The sequence below is a fragment of the Pseudescherichia sp. genome (assembly GCF_031998825.1).
Lineage (GTDB): Bacteria > Pseudomonadota > Gammaproteobacteria > Enterobacterales > Enterobacteriaceae > Pseudescherichia.
Window position 1 is genome coordinate 1 of sequence record NZ_DAMACX010000052.1, and the last position, 23834, is coordinate 23834.

22 protein-coding genes are annotated in these 23834 nt (G+C 55.7%); 11 read left to right on the forward strand and 11 right to left on the reverse strand.

Translation table 11 applies throughout. The features are described 5' to 3' along the window. Window positions 1-127 precede the first annotated feature (127 nt). Window positions 128-1924 (reverse strand): thiamine pyrophosphate-requiring protein, encoded by a 1797-nt coding sequence (locus RTP97_RS18130; RefSeq protein ID WP_312416125.1) that lies wholly within the window; start codon window positions 1922-1924, stop codon window positions 128-130. A 119-nt stretch (window positions 1925-2043) separates the two neighbouring features. On the opposite strand from RTP97_RS18130, the gene RTP97_RS18135 reads away from it, so the two are divergent. Further along, window positions 2044-2496 carry a DUF4385 domain-containing protein gene (locus tag RTP97_RS18135; RefSeq protein ID WP_256596821.1) on the forward strand — a complete coding sequence of 151 codons (453 nt, stop codon included), beginning with the start codon at window positions 2044-2046 and terminating at the stop codon, window positions 2494-2496. Here RTP97_RS18135 and RTP97_RS18140 read toward each other — a convergent pair. The 5 genes from RTP97_RS18140 to trxC form a co-directional block, all read right to left on the reverse strand. After that, window positions 2493-2813: a YfiM family lipoprotein gene (locus tag RTP97_RS18140; protein WP_312416127.1), complete on the reverse strand. Its 321-nt coding sequence runs from the start codon at window positions 2811-2813 to the stop codon at window positions 2493-2495. The genes RTP97_RS18135 and RTP97_RS18140 overlap by 4 nt on opposite strands. A gap of 55 nt (window positions 2814-2868) precedes the next feature. Then, complete coding sequence (pssA, locus tag RTP97_RS18145; protein ID WP_312416128.1) at window positions 2869-4224, reverse strand: CDP-diacylglycerol--serine O-phosphatidyltransferase; 1356 nt, start codon at window positions 4222-4224, stop codon at window positions 2869-2871. Between the two features lie 129 nt (window positions 4225-4353). Further along, the gene (locus tag RTP97_RS18150; RefSeq protein ID WP_312416129.1) at window positions 4354-7014 is read right to left on the reverse strand and encodes a GNAT family N-acetyltransferase; all 2661 of its coding nucleotides are present in this window, start codon (window positions 7012-7014) and stop codon (window positions 4354-4356) included. Between the two features lie 32 nt (window positions 7015-7046). Continuing rightward, on the reverse strand, window positions 7047-7745 hold the full coding sequence (locus RTP97_RS18155) for a tRNA-uridine aminocarboxypropyltransferase (RefSeq protein ID WP_312416154.1): 699 nt from the start codon (window positions 7743-7745) through the stop codon (window positions 7047-7049). A 72-nt stretch (window positions 7746-7817) separates the two neighbouring features. Continuing rightward, on the reverse strand, window positions 7818-8237 hold the full coding sequence (trxC, locus tag RTP97_RS18160) for a thioredoxin TrxC (protein WP_103818812.1): 420 nt from the start codon (window positions 8235-8237) through the stop codon (window positions 7818-7820). A gap of 192 nt (window positions 8238-8429) precedes the next feature. On the opposite strand from trxC, the gene RTP97_RS18165 reads away from it, so the two are divergent. Continuing rightward, window positions 8430-9479 carry a tRNA/rRNA methyltransferase gene (locus tag RTP97_RS18165; protein WP_312416130.1) on the forward strand — a complete coding sequence of 350 codons (1050 nt, stop codon included), beginning with the start codon at window positions 8430-8432 and terminating at the stop codon, window positions 9477-9479. Between the two features lie 48 nt (window positions 9480-9527). Here the strand turns inward: RTP97_RS18165 and ung are convergent, their stop codons facing one another. Then, on the reverse strand, window positions 9528-10217 hold the full coding sequence (gene ung, locus RTP97_RS18170) for a uracil-DNA glycosylase (RefSeq protein WP_312416131.1): 690 nt from the start codon (window positions 10215-10217) through the stop codon (window positions 9528-9530). A gap of 313 nt (window positions 10218-10530) precedes the next feature. On the opposite strand from ung, the gene grcA reads away from it, so the two are divergent. Then, window positions 10531-10914, forward strand: a complete 384-nt coding sequence (grcA, locus tag RTP97_RS18175; RefSeq protein ID WP_312416133.1) for an autonomous glycyl radical cofactor GrcA — start codon at window positions 10531-10533, stop codon at window positions 10912-10914. A 43-nt stretch (window positions 10915-10957) separates the two neighbouring features. Here grcA and srmB read toward each other — a convergent pair whose 3' ends face one another. Beyond that, entirely contained in the window at window positions 10958-12280 is a 1323-nt protein-coding gene (gene srmB / locus RTP97_RS18180) for an ATP-dependent RNA helicase SrmB (protein ID WP_312416136.1), read from the reverse strand. Between the two features lie 131 nt (window positions 12281-12411). Here srmB and trmN point away from each other — a divergent pair, with 131 nt between their 5' ends. Beyond that, a complete protein-coding gene (gene trmN, locus RTP97_RS18185; RefSeq protein WP_312416139.1) occupies window positions 12412-13149 on the forward strand; it encodes a tRNA(1)(Val) (adenine(37)-N(6))-methyltransferase TrmN in 738 nt (245 codons plus the stop codon). Here trmN and nadB read toward each other — a convergent pair. Further along, complete coding sequence (nadB, locus tag RTP97_RS18190; RefSeq protein ID WP_312416141.1) at window positions 13142-14767, reverse strand: L-aspartate oxidase; 1626 nt, start codon at window positions 14765-14767, stop codon at window positions 13142-13144. The genes trmN and nadB overlap by 8 nt on opposite strands. Before the next feature lie 307 nt (window positions 14768-15074). On the opposite strand from nadB, the gene rseD reads away from it, so the two are divergent. Genes rseD through rseC form a run of 5 tightly spaced genes read left to right on the forward strand, consistent with a single transcriptional unit; the run spans window position 15075 to window position 17847 of the window. After that, window positions 15075-15155: a rpoE leader peptide RseD gene (rseD, locus tag RTP97_RS18195; protein WP_312416155.1), complete on the forward strand. Its 81-nt coding sequence runs from the start codon at window positions 15075-15077 to the stop codon at window positions 15153-15155. Continuing rightward, window positions 15152-15727, forward strand: a complete 576-nt coding sequence (rpoE, locus tag RTP97_RS18200) for an RNA polymerase sigma factor RpoE (RefSeq protein ID WP_042395496.1) — start codon at window positions 15152-15154, stop codon at window positions 15725-15727. Before rseD ends, rpoE begins: the two co-directional genes overlap by 4 nt. 31 nt (window positions 15728-15758) lie before the next feature. After that, the gene (gene rseA / locus RTP97_RS18205) at window positions 15759-16409 is read left to right on the forward strand and encodes an anti-sigma-E factor RseA (protein ID WP_312416143.1); all 651 of its coding nucleotides are present in this window, start codon (window positions 15759-15761) and stop codon (window positions 16407-16409) included. After that, a complete protein-coding gene (gene rseB, locus RTP97_RS18210) occupies window positions 16409-17362 on the forward strand; it encodes a sigma-E factor regulatory protein RseB (RefSeq protein WP_312416145.1) in 954 nt (317 codons plus the stop codon). The genes rseA and rseB overlap by 1 nt, the downstream gene beginning before the upstream one ends. Next, on the forward strand, window positions 17359-17847 hold the full coding sequence (rseC, locus tag RTP97_RS18215; protein ID WP_312416147.1) for a SoxR-reducing system protein RseC: 489 nt from the start codon (window positions 17359-17361) through the stop codon (window positions 17845-17847). The genes rseB and rseC overlap by 4 nt, the downstream gene beginning before the upstream one ends. A 36-nt stretch (window positions 17848-17883) precedes the next feature. Here rseC and RTP97_RS18220 read toward each other — a convergent pair whose 3' ends face one another. Both RTP97_RS18220 and RTP97_RS18225 read right to left on the reverse strand, forming a co-directional pair. Next, entirely contained in the window at window positions 17884-19005 is a 1122-nt protein-coding gene (locus RTP97_RS18220; RefSeq protein ID WP_312416148.1) for an alginate O-acetyltransferase AlgX-related protein, read from the reverse strand. 9 nt (window positions 19006-19014) lie between these two features. Continuing rightward, a complete protein-coding gene (locus RTP97_RS18225) occupies window positions 19015-20496 on the reverse strand; it encodes an MBOAT family O-acyltransferase (RefSeq protein WP_312416150.1) in 1482 nt (493 codons plus the stop codon). Between the two features lie 283 nt (window positions 20497-20779). Here RTP97_RS18225 and lepA point away from each other — a divergent pair, with 283 nt between their 5' ends. Both lepA and lepB read left to right on the forward strand, forming a co-directional pair. After that, window positions 20780-22579, forward strand: a complete 1800-nt coding sequence (lepA, locus tag RTP97_RS18230; protein ID WP_312212777.1) for a translation elongation factor 4 — start codon at window positions 20780-20782, stop codon at window positions 22577-22579. Window positions 22580-22596: 17 nt separating this feature from the next. Beyond that, the gene (gene lepB / locus RTP97_RS18235) at window positions 22597-23571 is read left to right on the forward strand and encodes a signal peptidase I (RefSeq protein ID WP_312416152.1); all 975 of its coding nucleotides are present in this window, start codon (window positions 22597-22599) and stop codon (window positions 23569-23571) included. Window positions 23572-23834: the final 263 nt, after the last annotated feature.

A 23834-nucleotide genomic window follows, 5' to 3' on the forward strand; every position in this document is an offset into this window, starting at 1 on the left:
CTGCCAGGCATCAAACAAGCAGAAGGCCATCCTCACGGATGGCCTTTTTGCGTTGGGTCGCAGACAACGCCGATCCCGTAGGCCGGGCAAACAGCGTGCCGCCCGGCGTGGTAATGAGCCTGATGCCTTACGCTTTATTTCCCGGCAGGACCGTATTGATAATCTGACTTGCCGTATCGGCGATCACCTTACCTGCGGATCGGTCGCCTTTCGCCATCGATGACATAAACGCTTTTGCCTGCTCGAACGTAATATGCGGCGGTAGAGGCGCGACTTCCGGGTCGGTTTTAACCTCCAACACCACCGGGCGATCCGCGCTCAACGCTTCATTCCATGCGCTATGCAGCTTATCCGGATCGTCAACGAAGATCCCTTTTAGCCCAATGGACTCTGCAAACTTAGCGTAAGGCACATCTGGCACATCCTGAGTCGCCTCAAAGCGGGGATTTCCTTCCATGACGCGCTGTTCCCAGGTCACCTGATTAAGATCTCCATTGTTAAATACGCAGACAATGAGTCGTGGATCGGACCAGCCCTGCCAGTATTTCTGAATAGTAATTAACTCAGCCAGGTTATTCATCTGCATGGCACCGTCGCCTACCAGCGCAACGACCGGTTTTTCCGGGAAGGCAAACTTAGCGGCGATAGCATAGGGTACCGCTGCGCCCATGCAGGCCAGGCCGCCAGACAGTGAGGATCGCTGGCCCTGCTTTATTCTGAAATCACGTGCGTACCAGTTTGCGCACGAGCCGGAGTCGGACGTGACGATAGCATTGTCCGGCAGCAGGGGTGACATTTCCCACACTACGCGCTGAGGATTAACCGGGTTAGCTTTCGCCATGGCCCGTTCTTCCATTTTTTCCCACCACGCCTGGACAGAGACTGCGATCTTCTCCTGCCACGCACGATCGTCTTTGTGCTTAAGCAGGGGCAGCAGCGCCTGTAGCGTACTGACCGCATCACCATGCAGATTCACTTCAGTGGGATAACGTAACCCCAGCATGGAAGCATCGATATCGATCTGTACAGCGCGCGCCTGACCCTCTTTGGGTAAAAACTCAGTCCACGGGAAACCGGTACCAATCATCAGTAGCGTGTCGCAATCCTGCATCAGATCCCAGGAGGGTTCAGTACCCAGCAAGCCGATACAGCCCGTGACGAACGGCGCATCGTCAGGGAGGATATCTTTACCCAGCAGCGCCTTCGCGACTCCTGCACCCAGCAGGTTAGCCGCCTGAACTACTTCAACTGCGGCATCCCGCGCGCCCGCGCCAATCAGTATCGCTACCTTCTTACCCTCGTTGAGGATGTCAGCTGCGCGCTGGAGATCGTACTGATAGGGAATAACCTGTGGACGTTGATAGCCGGGGCCGGAATGGGTAAAGCCGTGGGCATGCTGAGGCTCCTGCCACTCTTCATCCTGAATATCCTTCGGCAGGATCAGTACCGTGACGCCGTTATTGGCCTTGGCGATGCGTACGCCGCGATCCACCAGATGACGAACCTGGGATGGCGTCGCCGCCTCCTGGACGAAGTTCGCCACGTCGCTAAATACGCGGTCGAGGTTGATCTCCTGCTGATAATTCGAGCCGCGGGCCGTGGCCTCTGCCTGGCCCGCAATGGCGATCACTGGCATATGGTCCATGCGGGCGTCATACAGGCCCGTCAGCAGGTGGGTCGCGCCTGGCCCGCCGGTTGAGAGGCAGACGCCAGGCTCGCCGGTGAACTTGGCGTGGGCGCAAGCCATAAACGCGGCCATCTCTTCATGGCGTACCTGAATAAACTCAATCCCGCTTCCGGCTTTTTCAGCACGCTGTAACGCGCCAAGCACGCCGTTGATACCATCTCCCGGGTAGCCGTAAATACGGGTTACGCCCCAGGCTTTTAATCGTTCTACAAAGAAGTCACTGGTCATCTGGCCCATTATTTTTCCTCGTGTCGGGTGTTTGTTCGAGGATAGTTCACCTAAGGCAAATGGGCGAAAAAGGGGGACTTCTCTGAAGAGTGCTATGGTTAAAAGAGCAATCACAACGGAGAGTCGCGGTGCGCAAAGAATTTGATTATGAGCAGGACTTTACTGAAACAGATTTTCGCCAGCATCCTGAACGTTACCAGGTTGGCCGGGGAGAGCAGGGCGTATTGCTGGTCGAACCCTATAAAGGCGAGATCCTGCCCTTCTGGCGCTATAAGGATCCAGAGTCGGCGCAAAAATCAGCGGAACAGATTTATGCCCTGTTTGAGGAGTACCGCAAGAACGATGACTTTGTCGGTATGGATATGGCACGCAAGTTTATTCAGATGGGGTATACCCGCGCCCGGCGTTATGCAAACTACAAGGGCGGTAAAAAGTATGATGAGAATCGCGAGCTTAATCCGCGCGGCAACGATCCGGTAAAAGCCGCTGCGGCAGCAATCTTTAAAACCTGGTGGGATCGGATCCGTGCCGATGAGGATTACCTGAAGCGTAAAAAAGCGCATCAGGCGAAATGGGGCTAGTGCGCCAGCTGCCAGACTGCGTAGCCGGTCGTTGCGCCCGCCACATCCCAGGCAAAATCTTTCCAGCTCCAGCCGCTTCCTGCCGGACGGCTATCCCACAGCTCCTTTGATGCCCCAAGGCTCAGCGAAAACATGACCCCGATAGCCGCGCTGCGATCGGCGCTGACGCCCTGACGCTGGGCATACTCATTACCGGCAGCAGAGAGCATGGCAGAGCCAATAAAGTGCTGGGCTTTGTCCTGACCGTGCCACTGGTCGTCAGCCATATGTGTGCAGCCGGTTAATATCAGCAGGGAAGATAAAATAAGAGCGCGCATCGCCAATCCCAATAAAAAGGCCCCATCAATGACGGGGCCAGACGTTGTGTGCAGGTTACAGAATACGGCTGATCAGCCTGTCGATACGTATCCGTCGCAGTCGACGGATCAGCTTACGCACCTTAACCGGGTACTCGGCGATGCTTTGCAGATCGCGATAGTGCTTCACCACGGTGGTGTGGGTGCGGATCAGCTCCAGCTCTTTATCACGCTGCGGAGCCAGCTCCTGCTGCGGATCGTGGATAAGGATTGCGTTTTCCAGATCCAGTCGCCATGCGCGTGGGTTAAGGTTGTTGCCGGTCAACAGCAGCCACTCGTCATCTACCCACATCCCTTTCAGGTGATAGCTGTTATCTGCGTCTTTCCACAAGCGGACAATGAGCTGATCGGTATTCACATAGTACTGCAGGCGGCTCAGGAAGCGGCGCAGGTTAATCTCATAGAGATAGGGCAGCGCACCGATAATCTTAAACGGTTCATTTTCTGGAATATAGAAGTCGTTCGCGGTCTTATCCCCGACGATAATCTCTACCTTCTTGCCTTCGCGCAGCAGCTGAATGATGTTGCGCACCAGCACCGCCGGCAGGTTAAAGTAGGGGGTGCAGATCGTCAGCTTGTGCTCGGTGCACGGCATCAGATGGAAGATCGTCTTGTTGAGCAGGCTGGTTTTGCCAAGTCCTACCAGCGGCGTCACTGCCAGCTGCTCGTTATCCGCATCGCCCTGGAAATGGTAGCTGGCGTCACGTAGCTCCTGACGGAACTGGCGGATATCATTTTTGATTTCCGGGCTTTTAGGCCGCTGGTCGCTATCAAGGCGATTAACGCCGCACCCCTGAATCAGATTCCTGTCGACCCACTCCAGCATAATGTCGGCCATCCGCACATTGCGGATCAGCTGGTAGCGGTCATAGCGATACTTCTCATGCTGATGCAGGTAGACATCGTTCAGGCTGGCACCGCTGTAGAGCACGGCATCATCAATGATAAAGCCTTTATAGTGCAGTACGCCCAGCGCTTCGCGGGTGTTTACCGGCACGCCGTAAACGGCAATATCGACGCCGGGATTCTCCTGCGCCAGACGGCAGTACCAGTCAGCATTTGTATTAGCCGCAGCCGCGCCAATACGACCGCGCTGGGCACGATGCCAGTCGACCAGAACGCGCACATCCAGCTCCGGACGCTGGCGTTTCGCCTCATAGAGCGCCGCCATAATGTCTCTACCGCCATCGTCCTGCTCAAGGTAGAGGGCGATAATACAGATGCGTTGTGTTGCACTGGCAATCTGTTTAAGCAGCGTCTCCCGAAAGTCGGCGGGGGAGTAATAAAACGTGACATCATCAACTGACTGAGAGAGCTTAGGTAGTTGAGCAAGGTGTTGTTGATGTTTATTACGCTTAAATTTTGACAACATCACAGTGCGTATCTTCTCTGTTTATTGAAGGGTCCTCTGTATCATGCATCTACAGAAGCATGCAGACCACATAAGCGGACAATGATAACACCAGAGCCAGCGAAGTGGTCAACATTTCCAGTACCTTACTCAGGAGCCGCCAGGCTCCGCAAGAGGAAGCGTCAGGCTGACAATCCCCTCCTCCAGCTGGATATCGACGGTAAAGCCGAGTTTACGTGCCAGCGTTACCATACCGCGATTATTAGGCATCGTAATACCATTCAGACGCATGAGACCATGATCGCGGGTATAGCCAATCAGTTTCTCCAGCAGGCGTCGCCCCAGACCCAAACCCTTGAGGTCGGAACGGACCAGCACGGCAAACTCCGCATCCACGTTGTCCGGATCGGAGATCGCCCGCGTCACACCAAGGATCTCTTCGCCATCGTCAGTACGGCGCACGGCAACAATTGCCATCTCCCGATCGTAGTCGATCTGGGTCATATTGGCTAAGTCCTCATGGGTGAATTCGTTGATCTCACTGAAGTAACGATAATAAAGATCCTCTTTCGTGACGCGGGCGATAAAACGCTGCAGGGCCGGCTCATCTTCGGGGAGGATAGGGCGGAACAGGCAGGTATCACCGTTCTTTAGCGTCACGCTCTCCTCAAGATGCTGAGGGTAGGGACGAATCGCCAGCCGGCTTTCGCTGCTGCCGCTAAACGCAGCCAGCGTCATCGTTACGTCGAGGGCGGTAAACTCCCCGGCGGAGGCCAGCAGCGGATGAATATCCAGCCGCTGGATCTCCGGGCAGTCGACGATCAGGTTCGAAACCCGCACCAGGAGCTGGCTCAGGCCGATCACATCCAGCGGCTGGAGACCGCTGCGGCCGCGGATCTTCTTATTCTTAATCGCCTGGATAACCAGGTAGCGGGCAAGGTTCATGTTCAACGGCGGCAGCGCCACCGCGGCCTGGTCCTGCGCTCGCCACTCCACGCCGCCTTCGCCCAGCATGATCAGCGGACCAAAGACCGGATCCTGCTCTACCACCACTCGCAGCTCCTGGGCACCGGCGCGGTTAGCCATGCTCTGCACCTGCAAACCGTGCACCCGTGCCTGGGGCCAGCGCATTTTAACGCGATCGATAATCGCCTCTGCGGCCTGCTGCACCTCCGCAGCCGTACGCAGATAGAGCATCACGCCCTGAACTTCCGACTTGTGCGGAATATCTGGGGAGCGCAGCTTCAGGGCGACGGGGTAGCCAATCTGGCCGGCAATATGTACTGCCTCTGCGCTGTCGCTGGCAATCCAGGTGGGGAGCGTGTGCAGCCCGTAGGCGTGCAGTACCGGCTGGACCTCATGGGTATCGAGCGTGGAGGCCCCGTCATTGATAGCCTGCTGTAACAGCTTATGCGCTTCGGCGGTATCGGCGGTCAGGTTACTGGGGAGGGCAGGCGTCTCCCGGAGCTGTTTCTGGTTACGGCGATACTCCACCATATGCATAAAGGCGGTAATGGTCCCCTCCGGCGTCCGGTAGGTGGGTAACCCCGCCTCGCTAAACAGGCGGCGGGCCTCCTGAGAGGAGAACTCCCCGCACCAGTTGGTCAGCACGGTGACATATTTACCGCGCGGATGCTTTTTCAGGGCTTCGATCAGGGCCAGCGCGCTCTCGCTGCCGGGGGCTGCGGCGCTGGGGGAGTGGATCACCAGCAGAGCATCGTAGTCAGGGCTGTCGAGCAGGATGTTAAGCGCGGTGATATAGCGCTCGCTGCTGGCATCGTCGCGTAGATCCAGCGGGTTATCCGCTACGACGGATCCCGGCAGCGCCTCACGCAGGCGGGAGAGGGTCTCTTCGCCGAGGGTCGCCAGCTTGCCGTTGCGCAGCCATAGCTCGTCCAGCGCCAGCGCCGCCGGTGCTGCGCCGTTGCTGATAATCATCAGGCGCTCTCCGCGCAGCGGGCGCATATGGCTCAGGGTCTCAACGGCGGAGAAAAGCTCATGGGTATCCTGCACCCGCAGCAGGCCCGCACGCTGGATTGCCGCATCCCAGGCGGGATCCATTCCGGCGTTAACGTGCAGCAGGCGCTGCGCCGCCGGGCTACGGCCGCTTTTAATTACCAGGATGGGCTTATTACGCGAGGCGCTACGGGCGGCGGAGACAAAACGTCGGGCGTCACTCAGGTGCTCCAGGTAGAGCAGGATAGCGCTGGTTTTGCTGTCGCGGGCCAGGAAGTCGAGAAGCTCATCAACGTCGATATCCAGACTGTCACCGAGGGCGATAAAGTAGGAGAAGCCCATCTCGCGCTGCTGGGCCCAGTCGAGAATGGTATTGGAGACCGCCGCCGACTGGGAGATAAAGGCCAGCTTGCCGCGGGCGATTGGTACCGGAGAGAAGCTGGCGTTGAGTCCCTGCCAGGGTGCCAGCAGTCCGAGGCTGTTTGGCCCCAGCAGGCGCATCTGAAAACGGCCGGCGCAGGCCAGTAGGTCGGCATGCTGTTCCGGCGGCGCAGAAAGAATGATGCAGGTCTTACAGCCCTTCTGGCCTAGCGCCTCCAGCAGGCTCAGGTTGCGTTTCGCATGGGTGCAGAGCACGGCGAGATCCGGCGTAAAGGGCAGACTGGCGACGTCCGGCCAGGCCAGCACCCCCTGCACGGCTTTCCAGGCCGGGGTCACCGGCAGCACCGGGCCGGCAAATCCGCCAGCCAGCAGGTTACGCATCATCAGGAAACCGGCGCGATCCGGCTTCATTGAGGCACCAATCACCGCAATCGACTTAGGGCGCAGCAGCGCTTCCAGTCCTCGTTGGCTCATACCGGTCTCCAGAAAAGAGTGACCCGATGATTTTAAACGCTTTCTTCGATATCCGCTGTGACGCTGCCCTTATGATGCGTTTTTCCTGCCAGATAGCGGGTGCGGAAGCAGGAGAAGTGATCCCCCAGCGCCTGAGCAGCAGGCTGATCTGCGGCGAGATCGAGCAGGGCGATCGCCACCTCAGCCGTGCAGTATTGTCCCTCAACCTGGGCTTCGCGCAGGCGGTAGGCGGAGACGCGGGAGAGATCGACGGAAATCACCGGCAGCGCATCGAGATAGGGACTTTTACGAAACATCTTCCGCGCCTCGGTCCAGGTTCCATCGAGCATAATAAACAGCGGTGGTTTGCCGCTGGGGGGCGCGGCGATCACCTCACGCTCGCTGCCCGCATAGGCGGCGGGGAAAACCACCATCGGCTGGTAATGGGGATCGGCGACCAGATCCAGCAGCCCCTGCGGCGGTTCTGTGCGCGACCACTGGAACGCGGCGGTATTCGGCAGGATATCGGCAATCAGCCGTCCGGTATTGCTGGGCTTCATCGGCTCGGTATCAAACATCACCAGACAGAAGCGGCTGCGGGCGGTGCTGGGCTGCAGCGTGGCGCAGAGACACTGCTTCTGCGGCAGCAGGCAGCGCTGACAGCGACGGATACGGTTACCCCGGGCGAGAAAAGGGCGTGTGGCGCGGGCAAGACGTTGCGCCCGAAGTTGCAGTACGGCGTTATTGGTCACGGTCATTGAGGTGGCGCAGAAAAAACGCCATTGTGGCAGAGGGGAAAACGGGGCACAAGCGGCCCCGAAAGATTAGAGTGATTCGTTCAGCCAGCTGTCGAAGGGGGCTTTCGGCACCGCGCCGCTCAGCATGTCGACAACCTCACCATTTTTGAACAGCATGATGGTGGGAATGCTGCGGATACGGAAGCGGGCACTCAGCTCGCGCTCGGCTTCAGTATTCACCTTCACAAAGCGTACTTTGCCGCTGCGCTCTTCAGCGACGTCTTCAAAAATAGGGGCGAAGCTACGGCAGGGGCCACACCAGGGGGCCCAGAAATCGACCACTACCGGCAGATCGTCCTTCAGCAATTTGTCCAGCGTCTCGCCGGTGGCGTTAATCACGTCGCCATCGAAAAGATCGTGGCCACAGCGTCCACATTTTGCGCCGTCGGTAGCATGGTCATCGGGAATGCGGTTCAGTGCCTGACAGCTTGCACATACGGTATTCATAACTAACCTCTGGGTAGTGCGGTGGGACAAAGTATGTTTCCAATATGTTACATATTATCTTTGAGTGGGTGTAAAACGACAACGCGTTTTATTCAATGAGTACAATAGTCGCAGACTTTTAATTGAAGTAATGGCTATGCGCCTGCACATCGGGTAATCTGCGCGCTTCGCGCAGCGCTGGTGGAGAAAAGCATGAACGACGAACTGAAAAACAAAAGCGGCAAGGTCAAAGTGATGTATGTCCGCAGTGATGATGATTCCGATAAACGCACCCATAACCCGCGTACCGGGAAGGGGGGCGGGCGTCCGGGATCGTCTCGTGCAGACGGTGGCCGTCGCCCCGCCCGCGATGAGAGAAAACCTTTTGGTCGCGATCGTGACCGCGATAACGAGCGTGACGGCGGATCGCCGTGGCGCACCGTCTCTCGCCCGCCTGTTGCCGATTCGGTAAGGGACGAGGAAGAGTCAGCCAGCGGCAAGCCGGTTATCGATCCAGAAACAATCCGCCGCCAGCGCGCTGAAGAGACGCGTGTTTACGGTGAAAACGCCTGCCAGGCCCTGTTCCAGAGCCGCCCGGACTGCATCGTTCGCGCCTGGTTTGTCCAGAGCGTAACGCCGCGCTTCAAAGAGGCGCTGCGCTGGATGGCCGCTAACCGCAAGGCTTACCACGTGGTGGATGAAGCCGAGCTGGCAAAAGCCTCCGGGACCGAACACCACGGTGGCGTCTGCTTTATCATCAAAAAACGCAGCGGCATTTCTGTGCAGCAGTGGGTGAGCCAGGCCGGCGAGCAGGATTGCGTCCTGGCGCTGGAGGATGTCGGTAACCCGCACAACCTCGGCGCGATGATGCGCAGCTGCGCGCACTTCGGCGTGAAGGGCGTGGTGCTGCAGGACGCAGGAATTATCGAGTCTGGTGCAGCGGTGCGTACCGCTGAAGGCGGAGCCGAGCATGTGCAGGCGATCACCGGTGATAGCGTGCTTGATGCGCTGGATGCCTTCCGCAAAGCGGGCTACACCATTGTGACCACCTCCAGCCATGAAGGTACGCCGCTTTATAAAGCCGAGCTGCCGAAGAAGATGGTGCTGGTGTTAGGCCAGGAGCGTGACGGTCTCTCCGATGCAGCGCTGGCAAGCGCCGATCTGAGTCTTGCTATTCCGGGCACCGGCAACGTTGAAAGTCTTAACGTCTCCGTCGCGACCGGCGTTCTGCTCGCCGAGTGGTGGCGTCAGAACAAAGCGTAATGCTTTTCAGGCCCGGCAGGCATCGCGCCGCCGGGCCTGATCCCTTCGCTATTCGCTCTCTGCTGGCAGAACCGGCATCCAGTCAATGGGCTTCTCGCCGTGCTGCTCCAGCCATTCGTTGGCCAGTACAAAATGGTTACAGCCAAAAAATCCCCGGTGCGCTGACAGCGGTGAAGGGTGGGGCGCTTTCAAAATATGATGGCGCTTACCGTCGATAATCGCCCCTTTCTTCTGCGCGTGGGATCCCCACAGCAAAAACACCACGTTCTCACGGTGCTCATTAATCAGGGCAATCACCTTATCGGTAAAGGTCTCCCAGCCGAGGCTGGTATGAGAGTGCGCCTGGCCTGCACGTACGGTTAACACCGTGTTGAGCAGCAGCACCCCCTGGCGCGCCCAGCTCTCCAGATAGCCATGCGTCGGCCGGGTAAAACCTGGAATCGAGCTCTCCAGCTCTTTATACATATTGAGCAGCGACGGCGGCGTGGCGACGCCGGGGCGTACGGAGAAGGCCAGGCCGTGCGCCTGTCCTGGCCCGTGATAGGGATCCTGGCCCAGGATCACCACCTTCACATCCCCCAGCTCGGTGAAGCGAAAAGCGTTAAATACATCTTTCTGCGGCGGATAAACCGTCACGCCAGCCTCGCGTTCGGCGGCTACTGCGTTAAGCGTATTGGTAAAGTAGGGCTGCTTTTTCTCTTCAGCCAGCACGTCGTGCCATGTTTGCGAAGTGGTCATTCCGATCTCCTGCCTCTTTTGATGATCCTAAGCTTAACCGCTTCTTTCGCGGGAATAAAATGCGCAGAGTAAAACGGCCGGAAAAGCTTAAAAATATTTGAAAATTTGCAGAACAATTTTAGACTGGCGAAATGCGTAACTTGATATAAAACAACTATTTCCCGCCATGACCCTTTTTGTGGTGGGGTTTTTATTGATGTAAGTCAAGGAGTGAGCACGATTTGGCTGGTATATAGACACTCAGGCAACAATGGTTTTACCAATTGGCCGGGATATGGCCGACACAATAAATTACGACGCCCGGAGGCATTATATGATTACAGGTATCCAGATCACCAAAGCGGCAAACGACGACCTGCTGAACTCTTTCTGGCTGCTCGACAGCGAAAAAGGCGAAGCGCGCTGCGTGTGTGCCAAAGCCGGTTATGCAGAAGATGACGTGGTTGCGGTTGACCAGTTGGGCAACATTGAGTATCGCGAAGTACCGATGGAGGTCCAGCCGCAGGTTCGCGTCGAGGGTGGCCAGCACCTGAACGTTAACGTACTGCGTCGCGAAACCCTGCTCGATGCGGTTGAGCACCCGGAAAAATACCCGCAGCTGACCATCCGTGTATCAGGCTACGCGGTGCGCTTTAACTCCCTGACCCCGGAGCAGCAGCGCGACGTTATCGCCCGTACCTTTACTGAAAGCCTGTAACAGGGCAGATAAAAAAAGCCGGGCTTATCACCCGGCTTTTTTATTACTCGTTTGAAGACTCCTGAGAGCCGCTTGGCTTACGACGCTTACCAATGTTTTTGGTATCGCGATGGCGCTGCTTCACGCGCGGCTTCTCTTTCTCTTTTTCTTTCTTCTCGGCGCGCTTGGCCAGCGCCTTCTTCGACGGTTTCCCCGTCATTTTCTCACTCGGCGCACGAGTGGTTGGGCGCAGCTCGTCAATAACACGGGCTTTTAGCGGCTCATCAACGTAGCGGCCAATTTTCTGCAGCAGCAGGTGATCGTGCGCCTCGACCAGCGAAATGGCGGTGCCTTTGCGCCCGGCGCGGCCGGTACGGCCAATACGGTGCAGGTAGATATCACCGCTGCGTGGCATATCAAAGTTAATCACATGGCTCACGTCGGGAATATCGATTCCGCGCGCGGCAACGTCGGTAGCGATCAGCACATTCACCCGGCCTTCGGTCAGGCGTTTGATACCTTCGGTACGCTTCACCTGGGCCATCTCGCCCTCAAGATAGCAGTTGTTGATGCCGGCGTTACGCAGCAGCTCTGCCAGCTCGTGCACGCGCTCGCGCTTGCGGACAAACACGATGGTGCGGGTCGCGTCGTCCTGCTTGAGCAGGTGCTGCAGCAGGGCGGTTTTATGCTCAAAGTCATCCGCACGGTAGTACCACTGGTGGATCTTTTTACGCTCGCGGGTGGACGGCGTCGCAGAGACCTCGACCGGATCTTCCAGCAGGCGCTCGGCAAAGTCCTTCACGGCATTGCCTTCCAGCGTGGCGGAGAAGAGCATGGTCTGCTTACGCCAGCGCGTCTCTCCGGCGATGTGCTCGATATCCTGGGCGAACCCCAGCTCCAGCATGCGGTCCGCTTCATCAAGGATCAGCGTCTCTACGGCGCGGCAGTCAAAGTTCTCTTCTTTGATGTACTGCATTAAGCGGCCAGTCGTCGCGACCACAATATCCTGGTTCTCGCTGAACACTTCAGCGTGGTTCATATAGGCCACGCCGCCGGTAATAGTGGCGATATCCAGGTGGGTATTTGCCGACAGCTCACGGGCGTGCTCGGCGACCTGCATCGCTAGCTCACGGGTAGGCGTCAGGATAAGAATACGCGGCGGTCCGGATTTCTTACGCGGAAAATCGATCAGGTGCTGCAACGCAGGCAGCAGGTACGCCGCCGTTTTCCCTGTGCCGGTAGGCGCAGAACCGAGTACATCGCGGCCCTCCAGCGCAGGCGGAATAGCAGCCGCCTGAATGGCAGTTGGGCGTGTGAAGCCTTTCTCCTGGAGCGCGTCCAGCAGGCTTTCATCGAGTTCGAGTTCGGAAAAAGTCGTTACAGTCATGTTCTACCTCAGTGTGGGGCGCTGATTATAATCGTTATGGCTGCAATCTTCATCTGTTTGTGTGGATAACGCTTTCCCGCCTGGCGGCTTTCCCCTATCCTACACCGGTTTCGTTAGTTGGATTGTTAATAATGCCCCACAGCAAAGCGCAGCTGCGTCGTAACGGATTTACGTTTAAACAGTTTTTTATTGCCCATGACAGATGTGCCATGAAGGTCGGCACCGACGGTATTCTACTCGGTGCATGGTCGCCGGTTGCCGGGGTTAAGCGCATCCTCGATATTGGTACCGGCAGCGGTTTGCTGGCGTTGATGCTGGCCCAGCGTACCGGCGAGGCGGTGAGCATTGACGCCGTGGAGCTGGAGGCCGAAGCTGCCCAGCAGGCGCAGGAGAACGTGAGCGAGTCGCCGTGGGCGGATCGCATTCAGATCCATACCGCCGATATTCAGCAGTGGGTCAACGAGCGCACCAGCCGCTACGATCTGATCGTCAGCAACCCTCCCTACTATGAAAAAGGGGTCGAGTGCGGGACGCCGCAGCGGGAGCAGGCGCGCTATACCGTCTCTCTGGATCACGGCGCGCTGCTGGCCTGCGCCGCCGAGTGCATCACGGAAGAGGGCTTTTTATGCGTGGTGCTACCGGAGGGGCTGGGGAATCTCTTTACGCAAAAGGCGCTGGAGACCGGCTGGCATCTGCGCCTGCGCACCGACGTTGCCGACAACGAAAGCCGTCTGCCGCACCGCGTGCTGCTGGCTTTCTCCCCAACGCAAGGGGAGTGCTTTAGCGATCGGATGACCATCCGTGGGGCGGATCAGCGCTACTCTGACGACTATACGGCGCTGACCCAGGCCTTCTATCTCTTTATGTAGTTCTCTTTATATAGTTGCGCGGAGCGAGCACCGACGGCCCGGATTCAGCCAGTGGTTCCGGGTAGTCGAGCGTGTAGTGCAGACCCCGGCTCTCCTTACGCGCCATAGCGCAGCGGACAATCAGCTCCGCCACCTGCACCAGGTTGCGCAGCTCCAGCAGGTTGTTGGAGACGCGGAAGTTAGCGTAGTACTCATCAATCTCCTGCTGCAGCATCTGGATCCGCCGCAGAGCGCGTTCCAGCCGTTTGCTGGTGCGCACAATCCCTACGTAGTCCCACATCAGCAGGCGCAGCTCGTGCCAGTTATGCTGAATAATAACGCGTTCATCGGGATCCTCTACCTGGCTCTCATCCCACGCGGGGAGCGTCGCGACCTCCGACACGGCAGCAAGCCGCCCGGTAATATCTTCCGCCGCTGACCAGCCGTAGACGAGGCACTCCAGCAGCGAGTTAGACGCCATACGGTTCGCGCCGTGCAGGCCGGTATAGCTCACCTCGCCGATGGCATACAGCCCGTCAACGTCGGTACGGCCCGCATCATCTACCATCACACCACCGCAGGTATAGTGTGCCGCCGGCACGATGGGCACCGGCTCTTTGGTGAGATCGATACCCAGACCAAGCAGCTTCTCATAGATCATCGGGAAGTGCTGGCGAATAAAGGCTTCAGGCTTATGGCTGATATCCAGGTACATGCAGTCAGCCCCAAGACGCTTCATCTCATGGTCTATTGCTCTGGCTACGATGTCGCGCGGAGCCAGCTCACCTCGGGGATCGAAGTCGGGCATAAACCGCGTGCCGTCCGGACGTTTAAGGTATGCGCCTTCGCCGCGCAGCGCTTCGGTGAGCAGAAAATTACGCGCCTGAGGATGGAAGAGGGCGGTAGGGTGAAACTGGTTAAATTCGAGGTTGGCAACCCGGCAGCCTGCGCGCCAGGCCATGGCAATGCCGTCCCCGGAGGCGATATCCGGGTTGGTGGTATACTGATAGACCTTCGATGCACCTCCTGTCGCCAGCACTACCGCCTTCGCGCGGCAGGTCTCTACCGCCTCGCGATTGCGGTTCCATACCCATGCGCCCACCGCGCGGCGCGGACCCGAGAGGCCCACTCGATCGGAAATAATCAGGTCTACGGCGTTGCTGCGCTCAAGCACATGAATATTGGGATGGCTCAGGGCCTGGCTTACCAGCGTGGTCTCGACCGCTTTGCCGGTAGCATCGGCGGCGTGCAGGATCCGGCGGTGGCTGTGTCCGCCCTCGCGGGTCAGGTGGTAGCCCTCTTCACCGTTAGGCTGAACGTGGGTATCGAACAGCACGCCCTGATCGATCAGCCACTGCACGCAGGGCCGGGCGTTACTGGCGACAAACTCAGCCGCATGGCGATCGACGATACCTGCGCCCGCTATCAGCGTATCTTCCACGTGTGAGCTGATGCTATCGGTGTCATCAAACACGGCGGCAATCCCACCCTGGGCATAGAGGGTTGAGCCTTCGCTAATCGGGCCTTTGCTAAGAACAATCACGCTATGGTGTTGTGCCAGACGCAGCGCCAGGGAGAGACCCGCAGCGCCGCTGCCAATAACCAGCACATCACAGGAGAGATCGGGAGTCGTATTCATGATAGTGTGTTTAATTTACTAAACAGGATGGGGCCAGCATAGATCTAAAAGCCGTATAAAGCACCTGTTTTTTTAGATAAGGTTGTAAAGACTAAACAGCGAGACGGGAAACGCGCTAAATCAGTTTTGTGGTGAAAAAAAAGCGGGGTTGCGTTACTCTGCTGAGAGTATAAAAGGCTTTTCTTCTATGCAACGTGCATAGTTTAGCGTCAGTAGACTTATAATGAGTCATAACGAGCGGTCTGCGAAACGATACACAAAAACAAAGGCGTAACGGAACTTTTGCCGAAAAAGTCTCTCTAACCACATGCTTGCTCAGAGTGCTGTGTGGGAGTGGCGTTTCGATTACGCGTGGAGATTAGGTTTGAGGAGACATTACCTCGGATGAGCGAGCAGTTAACGGATCAGGTCCTCGTCGAACGGGTCCAGAAGGGAGATCAGAAAGCCTTTAACTTACTGGTAGTCCGCTACCAGCATAAAGTAGCGAGCCTGGTTTCCCGTTATGTGCCGTCGGGTGACGTTCCCGATGTGGCACAAGAGTCTTTTATTAAGGCCTATCGCGCGCTGGATTCATTCCGGGGAGATAGCGCTTTTTACACTTGGCTTTATCGTATTGCGGTGAATACCGCCAAGAATTACCTGGTCGCTCAGGGTCGTCGTCCACCGTCCAGCGATGTTGATGCTATAGAAGCAGAAAACTACGAAAACGGTGGGGCGCTGAAAGAAATTTCGAACCCTGAGAACTTAATGTTGTCAGAAGAACTGAGACAAATCGTTTTCCGAACCATTGAATCGCTTCCGGAAGATTTACGTATGGCAATTACCTTACGGGAGCTGGATGGCCTTAGCTATGAAGAGATAGCCGCCATTATGGACTGCCCGGTGGGTACGGTACGTTCCCGTATCTTCCGCGCTCGGGAAGCCATTGATAATAAAGTTCAACCGCTTATCAGGCGTTGACGATAGCGGGATACTGGAAAAGGTATTAGGCATGCAGAAAGAAAAGCTTTCCGCTTTGATGGATGGTGAGACGCTGGATACCGAGCTGCTCAAGGAGCTGTCTCGCGATCCGGAAATGCAGGAAACCTGGGAGCGTTACCACCTGGTGCGTGACGCTTTACGCGGTGACACTGCCGACGTCATCCATTTCGATATCTCAAGCCGCGTCATGGCCGCCATTGCCGACGAACCGGTACGGCAGACAACGCCACTGATCCCGGAATCCCAGCCTGCGCCGCAGCAGTGGCAGAAGATGCCGTTCTGGGCCAAAGTGCGTCCCTGGGCCAGCCAGCTTACCCAAATGGGCGTGGCTGCCTGCGTTTCGCTTGCCGTTATCGTAGGCGTGCAGCACTATAACAGCCAGTCCGACACTGCCCAGCAGCCTGAAGCGCCGGTGTTTAACACGCTTCCTATGATGGGTAAAGCCAGTCCAGTAAGCCTGGGCGTGCCGTCGGATGCCACCGCCGATGCGGGTCAACAGCAGCAGGTTCAGGAGCAGCGCCGCCGTATCAACGCGATGCTACAGGACTATGAGCTGCAGCGCCGTCTGCACTCCGAACAGCTTCAGTTTGAGCAGGCGCAAACCCAGCAGGCCGCTGTACAGGTGCCAGGAACCCAAACTTTAGGAACGCAATCGCAGTAATGAAGCAACTTTGGTGTGCCATGTCTCTCATGGCCGGTAGTCTGTTGTTTTCTGCTAACGCCTCGGCTGATGTTACCTCCGGGGCGTTGTTGCAGCAGATGAACCTGGCCAGTCAGTCTCTCAATTACGAGCTCTCTTTCGTCAGCATCAACAAGCAGGGCGTCGAGTCGTTACGCTACCGGCATGCCCGTCTTGAAAACCAGCCTCTCGCTCAGCTATTGCAGATGGATGGTCCCCGTCGTGAGGTCGTGCAGCGCGGCAGCGAGATAAGCTACTTCGAGCCGGGTCTGGAGCCGTTTACGCTGACCGGCGACTATATTGTCGATTCGCTGCCCTCGCTGGTCTATACCGATTTCAAACGGCTGGCCTCCTTCTACGATTTTATCTCGGTAGGACGTACCCGGATCGCCGATCGCCTGTGCGAAGTGATCCGCGTCGTGGCTCGCGACGGCACCCGTTACAGCTACATTGTCTGGCTGGATGCAGAGACCAAGCTCCCTATGCGGGTTGATCTGCTCGATCGCGACGGTGAAACGCTGGAGCAGTTCCGCGTCGTGGCGTTCACCGTTAATGAGCGGGTGGGCAGCAATATGGAGAGCCTCGCCAAGGCTAACCTGCCGCCGCTGCTGTCGGTTCCGGCGGGTGAAAAGATCAATTTTAACTGGTCGGCCAGCTGGCTGCCGCAGGGCTTTAGCGAAGTCTCCAGCAGCCGTCGCAAGCTGCCAACTCTCGACATGCCGGTCGAGTCCCGTCTCTTCTCTGACGGGCTGTTTAGTTTCTCGATCAACGTCAATCGTGCCAGCCACAACAGCAGCGATCAAATGCTGCGCACCGGGCGTCGTACTGTGAGTACCACCGTGCGGGATAATGCAGAAATTACCGTGGTAGGCGAGCTTCCGCCGCAGACCGCAAAACGTATTGCAGACAGCCTCAAATTCAGGGCAGCACAATGATCAAAGAGTGGGCGACCGTCGTCTCATGGCACAATGGCGAAGCCGTTGTCAGCTGTGACGTTAAAGCATCCTGTAATAGCTGTGCCTCACGTGCAGGGTGCGGCAGCCGGGTTCTGAACAAGCTGGGGCCGCAGATGACCCACACCATTTCCGTGCCGAGCGAGCAGCCGCTGGTGGTTGGGCAGAAGGTTGAGCTGGGTATTGCCGAAGGCAGCCTGCTTAGCTCTGCGCTACTGGTCTATATGTCACCGCTGGTGGGGCTGTTCATCATGGCCGCGCTGTTCCAGACGCTGTTCGGTTATGACCTGGCAGCAATGGGCGGTGCGGTGCTGGGCGGGGTAGGCGGCTTTCTGCTGGCCCGCGCCTTCTCACCGAAGCTGGCCGCACGCGAAGCCTGGCAGCCGGTTATCCTGAGCGTTGCCCTGCCGCCGGATCTGCTGCGGGTCGATGCCACCCCGGCAGATAATGCCTCCTTTCCGCACTAATATCTTAACGTCTCAACTCTTAGACAATGAGGCGTCCTACTTGGCGTTGTCGAGAAAATTACCAAAATAGCCTGACAACGAGTTACGTTCAACCGATGTAATGATTACTAAGTCAGGTTTGAATTGGTTTATTAACTCCCTAAATTTTTTCGGGTCGCTCAATATATTCTGATAGTGTCTCTGTATAACCGTTGAGAAAGTCGCGTTCATATAGGGATATAAGGCTTCACCGAAAGAATCCCGCAACCATAGCACTCTCTTATTATTTAACGCATTTGACGAGTTTACGATGAGTTCAGATTCCATATTACCTTGGCGGTCTGAAAGGTTTGTATCTCTGATGGTTTTACCGTTCCAGTCGGTGATATGTAGCTGTGAGATGCGATTGACCGTAACAACGGCCTCTTTATCTTGTAAAAAAGGCGTGATCCGCAAAAAACGGCTTAAGTCACCCCCTTTTTTGTCTTTAAACGTCAAATGGATATCTTTTGGACTCAACCATTTTAATGACGGATCTGTTTCGCTAATCTTATTCTGTAAAGCTTGATAGCCATACCATGCGCCAAAAGCATTCCAGTGTGTATCTGTTTTGTAATACAAAGGCATGTGCGAAACGTCTTTGTATTTTTTGATCAGCAGACTAAGGTCGGCCAGGGTTTTATCAGACAGCGCTTTACTTAAAAGATACTGTACGCTCGGGCTATGTTTTGCTTCAGCAGCCCAGACTGGCATCATTTCACGATAGATAGAGTGAGAGTTAGGTGCAATGCTAACAAAGTAACCTATCCCGCCTTGTTCTTTGACAAGTTTATCCCACTTTGCTCGCGCCAGTGCATATCTGTCCATGCGTTCTTTGTTAAAGGTCATCAGGCCTCTTGATTCAGACATGACGTATGCATGACGATCTCCAAGGAATAGCCAGCCCTCTTTTCCGACAATGACGTTCTCTGGTGAAATCGACATGCCATTTTTATAATAAATATAACCTAAGTAGGGTAAAGTAAAATCGAAGTTGAATAAATTGCTATGATGGAACCATGAGACGCCTTGCCGGGAAATGTTTTTTGCACCGGTATAGTCGTTATAAATATTAACCGCTGGAATGATGGACATACCCAGGACTGAAGCGGCTAAAAAACTGTTAATGTACTTTTTCATCTTTTTTCCTCAGAAGTTAAAGTACAGGAATACTGTGCTTGTTGACTGAATGGTCGCATAGACAGCAATGATAAAGAGAATCGTCATCCATGCTGTTTTCGCTAAGTATGAACCGCTTGCAATTGTCATTTCGTAAGCGTTCTTAAATGGCGTCATAATAAAGCCAGCGATGATAAGCAGAAGGCACACAAAGTTCGCTACGACGCTAACCGGCAGGTAGGTGGCCAGACTGTCGCCAAGCGTACCGCTCCACGCGATCATTTTGGTAGGCGCTTGTTCTATTGTCACGCTGTACAATGAACCGATATCTACCATTCCGTAAAGGATGCGCTGCGCGTCAGCAAGTGAGTGTGCCCGGAAAAACACCCAAGCTATATTCACGAACATAAAAGTAACAAACCAGGCCAGGGATTTTGGCATGTTATAGCCACGTTTTTTCCACCATCTGTGAATAACTAAAGCCCCGCCATGCAGTACGCCCCAGATCACAAACATCCAACTTGCGCCGTGCCATAAGCCGCCTAGGACGAAAGTAATAAATAGATTAAAATATACCCGTGCATTTGAACAGCGATTGCCACCAAGGGGGATATAGATATAGTCACGAAGATAACGGCCTAACGTGATATGCCAACGCCGCCAGAAATCCTGGATGTCCAGGGATTTATATGGGGAGTTGAAGTTAAGCGGTAACCAGATGTTGAATAAAAGTGCAGCTCCAATTGCCATATCACAATAGCCGCTAAAATCGAAATAGAGCTGGAAAGTGTATGACAGACTTGTAGCCCATGAGCTTATGAAGTCGTGCTGTGCGCCTGGTGTAAAACCCGCATCGGCATAAATTGCAAAATTATCAGCAATAATGACTTTTTTGAACAGCCCAATGCTAAAAATGAATAGCCCCATAAAGATATTTCTATAACGAACCGCCCAAGTCCATTTTGACTTGAACTGCGACATCATCTCTTTATGGTGCAGAATTGGCCCTGCGATAAGATGTGGAAAGAACGTTACGAAAAGCGCATAGTTTATAAAATCATACTCTTTCGCCTGGCCACGAAAACTATCGACCAAAAAGGCAATCTGCGTAAAAGTATAAAAACTGATACCAAGAGGAAGAACGATATTTTTAAATGTAAGTTCTGTACCGGTCAACTCGTTGAAGTTCTCAATAAAGAAGTTCGTGTACTTATAGTAGCCAAGAAAAGCAAGGTTAACCGCAATAGCCATGCCAAGAAGCATTTTTCTTGAGATACCAAGTCGAGTCCCTTTTGTGAATGGCGAGACCGCACCACCCACTATAAAGTTAAAAAAAATAGAGCCGAGCAGGAGAGGAATATAGTTAACGTCCCAATAGCCATAGAAGAAAAGACTGCATGCAACCAACCAGCATTTCCCTGCGGCGATCAGTCTACGGTTGTTGAGTAAGAAATAACCAAAAAATGAGACCGGCAAAAATAAAAAAATGAATACCGATGAACTAAATAACATCGTCTGACCCCGTTATTCCTGTGAGGCTATCTTAAAGAGAATAAGTAAAGCTTTAAAGGCGGGCAGTGTAGCATCTCATCGAGAGTTGATCGACCCTCAGACATGGCCGATTGACTCCCATGAGATGTAAGGTTTTATGTTAATAAATGGATCCTTACTGACTGCCATGTCGCTACAGTGTAAGATGCTCGGCAATGTACGGAACGGTAGGCTGCGTTGTGGGTCCGCTGCCGTGTCCATCAAATGAATTAAGATAAAAACGCGAGTTAAAACATCCTTACATATGAAGAACATAAGAAATTTCTCCATCATTGCGCACATCGACCACGGTAAATCGACGCTGTCTGACCGTATCATCCAGCTTTGCGGTGGCCTGTCCGATCGCGAAATGGCAGCCCAGGTGCTGGACTCCATGGATCTTGAGCGCGAGCGCGGGATCACCATCAAAGCCCAGAGCGTAACGCTGGACTATAAAGCCGCCGATGGCGAAACCTACCAGCTGAACTTTATCGACACCCCGGGCCACGTTGACTTCTCATATGAGGTCTCCCGCTCGCTGGCGGCGTGCGAAGGCGCACTGCTGGTGGTCGACGCAGGCCAGGGCGTGGAAGCGCAGACGCTGGCTAACTGCTACACCGCAATGGAAATGGATCTGGAAGTTGTTCCGGTCCTCAACAAAATCGACCTGCCGGCCGCCGATCCAGAGCGCGTGGCGGAAGAGATTGAAGATATTGTCGGTATCGATGCCGCCGACGCCGTACGCTGCTCCGCGAAGACCGGGGTAGGGGTGGGCGACGTGCTGGAGCGTCTGGTGCGTGATATTCCGCCGCCGCAGGGCGATCCTGACGCACCGCTGCAGGCGCTGATCATTGACTCCTGGTTCGATAACTACCTGGGCGTTGTCTCCCTGGTGCGTATCAACAACGGTACCATGCGCAAAGGCGACAAGATCAAGGTGATGAGCACCGGTCAGACCTATAACGCCGATCGCCTGGGCATCTTTACGCCGAAGCAGGTTGACCGTACCGAGTTGAAGTGCGGCGAGGTAGGCTGGCTGGTCTGTGCGATCAAAGACATCCTTGGTGCACCAGTAGGCGATACCCTGACCACTGCCCGTAACCCGGCGGACAAAGCGCTGCCTGGCTTTAAGAAGGTGAAACCGCAGGTGTACGCCGGTCTGTTCCCGGTCAGCTCTGACGACTACGAGAACTTCCGCGACGCGCTGGGCAAGCTGAGCCTCAACGACGCCTCCCTGTTCTACGAGCCGGAAAGCTCTACCGCGCTGGGCTTCGGCTTCCGCTGCGGCTTCCTCGGCCTGCTGCACATGGAGATCATTCAGGAGCGTCTGGAGCGTGAATACGATCTGGATCTGATCACCACCGCGCCGACCGTAGTCTATGAAGTGGTTACCACCTCGAAAGAGACGATCTACGTCGACAGCCCATCCAAGCTGCCGCCGCTGAACAACATTCAGGAGCTGCGCGAGCCTATCGCCGAGTGTCATATGCTGCTGCCGCAGGAGTATCTGGGCAACGTTATCACCCTCTGCGTCGAGAAGCGCGGCGTGCAGACCAACATGGTTTACCACGGTAAACAGGTGGCGCTGACCTATGAGATCCCGATGGCGGAAGTGGTGCTCGACTTCTTCGATCGCCTGAAGTCCACTTCCCGTGGCTATGCGTCGCTGGACTACAACTTCAAGCGCTTCCAGGCCTCCAACATGGTACGCGTGGACGTGCTGATCAACAGCGAGCGTGTTGACGCCCTGGCGCTGATCACCCACAACGATAACGCACCGTACCGCGGTCGTGAGCTGGTTGAGAAGATGAAAGAGCTGATCCCGCGCCAGCAGTTCGATATCGCGATTCAGGCCGCCATCGGGAACCACATTATTGCCCGTTCAACTGTGAAGCAGCTGCGTAAAAACGTTCTGGCTAAGTGCTACGGCGGTGACGTTAGCCGTAAGAAAAAGCTGCTGCAGAAACAGAAAGAGGGTAAGAAGCGTATGAAGCAGGTCGGTAACGTTGAGCTGCCGCAGGAAGCGTTCCTCGCCATTCTGCACGTAGGTAAAGACGGCAAATAAACCATTAAGGAGTTGGTATGGCGAACATGTTTGCCCTTATCCTGGTGATTGCAACCCTGGTGACGGGGTTGCTCTGGTGCCTGGACAAGGCCGTATTTGCACCCAAGCGCCGGGAGCGGCAGGCCGCAGCTCAGGTAGCGGCGGGCGATACGCTGGATCAAAAAACGCTGAAAAAAGTGGGCCCGAAGCCGGGCTGGCTGGAGACCGGAGCCTCCGTGTTCCCGGTGCTGGCGATTGTGCTGGTGGTGCGCTCGTTCATCTACGAGCCGTTTCAGATCCCGTCTGGTTCGATGATGCCAACCCTGCTGATCGGCGACTTTATCCTGGTGGAGAAATTTGCCTATGGGATTAAGGATCCGATCTACCAGAAAACGCTGATCGAAACCGGCCATCCGAAACGCGGCGACATCGCGGTGTTTAAGTATCCGGACGATCCGCGCCTGGACTACATCAAGCGCGTCGTCGGTCTGCCGGGTGATAAGGTCAGCTACGATCCGGTGGCTAAGCAGGTCACGGTGCAGCCAGGGTGCAGCTCCGGTCAGGCGTGCGCCAGCGCGCTGCCAATCACCTACTCCAACGTTGCACCCAGCGATTTTGTGCAGACCTTTAGCCGCCGCAACGGTGGTGAGGCCAGCAGCGGCTTCTTCCAGCTGCCGCCGGGTGAAACCAAAGAGAACAGCGTGCGTCTCGCCGAACGGAAAGAGACGCTGGGTGACGTGACGCACCGCATTCTGACCGTGCCGATTGCGCAGGATCAGCTGGGGCTTTATCACCAGCAGCCAGGCCAGCCGCTGGCGACCTGGATTGTGCCGCCGGGACACTACTTCATGATGGGTGATAACCGCGACAACAGCGCGGACAGCCGTTACTGGGGCTTTGTGCCGGAAGCGAATCTGGTGGGCCGGGCAACGGCAATCTGGATGAGCTTCGAGAAACAAGAGGGTGAGTGGCCAACCGGCGTGCGCTTAAACCGCATTGGTGGCATCCACTAATCCGTCGGGTTGCAGCTAATCTGGCTGCAACCCAAATTATTTCCGCTATAAATCAGTTACGGCTAACGACATCCCACGCCGTTGTGTATAGAATATTCCCCCGAAGTTTAGGCTGGTTCCGCAGGGAGCCACGGCACACGAAACCGCGTTGTTCTCTTCAGGTCGGTTTCGTGTGCTGCATTTTTGACGCATTCATTCTATTGGTATCGCATGAACCCCATCGTAATTAATCGGCTTCAACGGAAGCTGGGCTACACTTTTCA